Below are 3,051 nucleotides of genomic sequence, written 5' to 3'. Positions count from 1 at the left end.
CCTGCTGTATCGCGCGCTCAAGCTGCGGCGAGATTACGCGCCGTTCCTGCTAACGCTTGCGCTGTTTCTGCTCGGCATGATCGGGCTTGGCATCTCCATGTTCCCCTATGTCGTGCCCGATGAGGTGACGATCTGGGATGCCGCAACGCACCCGAGCAGCCAGATGTTCATGCTGGTCGGCACGTTGGTCATCGTACCGCTGATCATCGGCTATACCGCCTGGGCCTATTGGGTGTTTCGCGGCAAGGTGAGCGATGAGGGCTATCACTGATGGAAGGCTGGCACTGATGGAAGGCTGGCACTGATGCTGCCGGGCAGCGATGATCCTGATCGCGGCGATGCGCGCCCTCTGCGGCAAAAGGTCGGCTGGATGGCCGCGATCTGGCTGATGTCGGTCGGCGTGATCGGGGCGTTTGCCTATACCATTCGCTGGTGGATCAACGCCTGACGTTCGCCGAAAAACTGTGTTAGTCTGCATCCATGGCACAGATTAACAACCAAACAGAATCTGCAGCTGCGGCCAATCCGTTGGCGGATGACAGCCTCGCGGTGCGCGGGTTCCGACTGATCGAGCACGTCCTGCTGATTCTCGTCGCACTGATGACTTTGGGGGCGGCGGGGATTGAGCTGTGGGTCGTGTGGGGCGCGCGCACGATCAGCTTGGCCGATATCCTGCTGATGTTCCTGTATACCGAGGTCATCGGCATGATCGCGGTGTTCTACACCGGGCGCGGATCGCCGTTCGTCTATCCCATTTTCATTGCGATCACCGCGCTCGCGCGGCTGATCGTGCTGCAGGGCAAGGACATGGCGCCCGACAAGATCCTGTTCGAAGCTGGCGCGATCCTGCTGCTGGCCATCGCAGCGGTGGTGATCACGCGCGCGGGCAGGGGATAGGGCACCATGGACAAGAGCACAGCTGCATGAGCACCGAAAAGCATTACATCTCGGCCAACAGCCTGCTTGAAGACAGCTACCGGCTCGCGATGAAGGTGATCGACAGCGACTATCGCCCCACCCACATCGTCGGCATCTGGCGCGGCGGGGCGCCGGTGGGCATCGCGGTGCAGGAGCTGCTCGAATATCGCGGCATTGAATCCGATCATATCGCGATCCGCACCGCATCTTATTATGGCATCGACCAGCAGAGCAAGGACGTGCGCGTCTATGCTTTGGGCTATCTGGTCGATACGCTGAACCCTGAGGACCGCCTGCTGGTGGTCGACGATGTGTTCGACAGCGGCCGCTCGATCCGCGCCTTCATCCATGAGCTCGCCGCCAAATGCCGCAACAACATGCCGCACGACTGGCGGATCGCGACGGTCTATTACAAGCCATCGCGCAACCTCACCGAATTCGTGCCCGACTATTTTGTCCATGAAACCGAACAATGGCTGGTCTTTCCGCATGAAATCGTGGGGCTCAGCATCGATGAAATCCGCGCGCACAAGCCGGGGTCGGGGATTATTCTGGCCGAGTGACCAGGCGCACCCCTCTTCGTTTTCCGGCGAACGCCGGAATCGAGGAGTCAGTTCGCGCTACCTTGCCCATGGATTCCGGCGTTCGCCGGAAAACGGTCATTTGTTGCACGCGGTCATACTTTGATTGCAGCCCGTATCTCAACCCGGCATAACCGCAGCATGACCCAAACCGACTGGCGCGCGCGCTACATCGCGGGCCTGCCCAAGGCCGAACTGCACCTGCATATCGAAGGCTCGCTTGAGCCTGAGCTGCTGTTTGCGCTGGCGCAGCGCAATCAGGTCACCATCCCGTTCAAAAGCGTCGACGACATCCGCGACGCCTATAATTTCAGCAATCTGCAGGATTTTCTCGACATCTATTATCAGGGGATGAGTGTGCTGCGCACCCCGCTCGACTTTTACGACCTGACCTGGGCGTATCTTGAGCGCGCCGCCGCCGACCATGTCCGCCATGTCGAGATTTTTTTCGATCCGCAGGGTCATACCGCGCGCGGCGTGCCGTTTGCGCATGTTGCCGAGGGCATATTGGATGCGCTGGCCGACGGGCAGCGCCAGCTTGAGATCAGTTCGCGGCTGATCATGTGCTTCCTGCGCCATCTCGATGAGGCAAGCGCCGAAGCGACGCTCGACGAGGCCGCACCGTGGCTGGACCGGATCGACGGGGTGGGGCTCGATTCGTCCGAACTCGGCCATCCGCCATCGAAATTCGCCAACGTGTTCGCCCGCGCAAAGGCGATGGGGCTGAAGCTGGTCGCGCACGCAGGCGAGGAAGGCCCGCCCGACTATGTGCACGAGGCGCTCGACGTGCTGCACGTCGACCGGATCGATCACGGCAACCGCGCGCTCGAAGATGATGCGCTGGTGGCGCGACTGTCAGCGCAGGGCATGACGCTCACCGTCTGTCCGTTGTCCAACCTCAAGCTTTGCGTGATCGACGACATTGCCCAAAGCCCGGTGCGCCGGATGCTCGAACTGGGGCTGCACGTAACGGTCAATTCGGATGATCCGGCCTATTTTGGCGGCTATGTGAACCAGAACTATGTCGCCATCGCCGATGCGCTCGACCTGTCGCGCGATCAGCTGCGCACGCTTGCCAGCAACAGCTTTAGCGGCTCTTTTCTGGCTGCCGACGATATCGCACACCACTTGCGCGATATTGCCCATTTCGACGCGCATTTCACCGCCTGATCGCGCCTCACCGGCCTTGTGCAAGCCGGGCCAATGGTCCAGACGGAGCGCCAGACAACGACACAATGAGAGGACGCCCCATGACCGTGCCCGCCACCTATTTGCAGATGGTCTCGACCCTGACCGATACTGCTGAACTTCACCTTGAGCTGGTCGAAAAGCCGCTGCGCGCGCCCGAGGCACATGAGGTGGTGATCCGGGTCGAGGCAACACCAATCAATCCGTCCGATCAGGGCGTGATGTTCGGCTGGGCGAGCATGGGATCGGCCAGCACCAGCGGCGAGGGCGCGCAAACCAGGCTCAGCGCGCCGGTTTCGCCGCAGGGCATGGCGATGATGAAGGCGCGGGTCGGCCAGGCGCTGCCGGTGGGCAACGAAGGCGC

At 61.4% G+C, this 3,051-nt stretch carries 5 protein-coding genes and 1 pseudogene; all 6 read left to right on the top strand.

Annotation, left to right across the window (positions count from 1 at the left end):
* On the top strand, positions 1–271 hold a 271-nt coding region (locus ACEW8G_RS12240; protein ID WP_373488695.1), incomplete at its 5' end, for a cytochrome d ubiquinol oxidase subunit II.
* A 33-nt stretch (positions 272–304) separates the two neighbouring features.
* Positions 305–448 (top strand): DUF2474 family protein, encoded by a 144-nt coding sequence (locus ACEW8G_RS12235; protein WP_373488694.1) that lies wholly within the window; start codon positions 305–307, stop codon positions 446–448.
* Positions 449–528: 80 nt separating this feature from the next.
* Positions 529–897 carry a phosphate-starvation-inducible protein PsiE gene (locus ACEW8G_RS12230; protein ID WP_373488693.1) on the top strand — a complete coding sequence of 123 codons (369 nt, stop codon included), beginning with the start codon at positions 529–531 and terminating at the stop codon, positions 895–897.
* A gap of 26 nt (positions 898–923) precedes the next feature.
* Complete coding sequence (locus ACEW8G_RS12225) at positions 924–1,481, top strand: phosphoribosyltransferase (RefSeq protein ID WP_373488692.1); 558 nt, start codon at positions 924–926, stop codon at positions 1,479–1,481.
* A gap of 159 nt (positions 1,482–1,640) precedes the next feature.
* Positions 1,641–2,669, top strand: coding sequence for an adenosine deaminase (locus ACEW8G_RS12220; protein WP_373488691.1), 1,029 nt, complete (start codon positions 1,641–1,643; stop codon positions 2,667–2,669).
* An 80-nt stretch (positions 2,670–2,749) separates the two neighbouring features.
* Positions 2,750–3,051: pseudogene (locus ACEW8G_RS12215) on the top strand (NADH oxidase); the annotation flags it as partial.

The organism is Blastomonas sp. (assembly GCF_041747255.1).
Taxonomy (GTDB): Bacteria; Pseudomonadota; Alphaproteobacteria; order Sphingomonadales; family Sphingomonadaceae; genus Blastomonas.
This window is presented reverse-complemented; position numbering and strand designations above follow the sequence as displayed.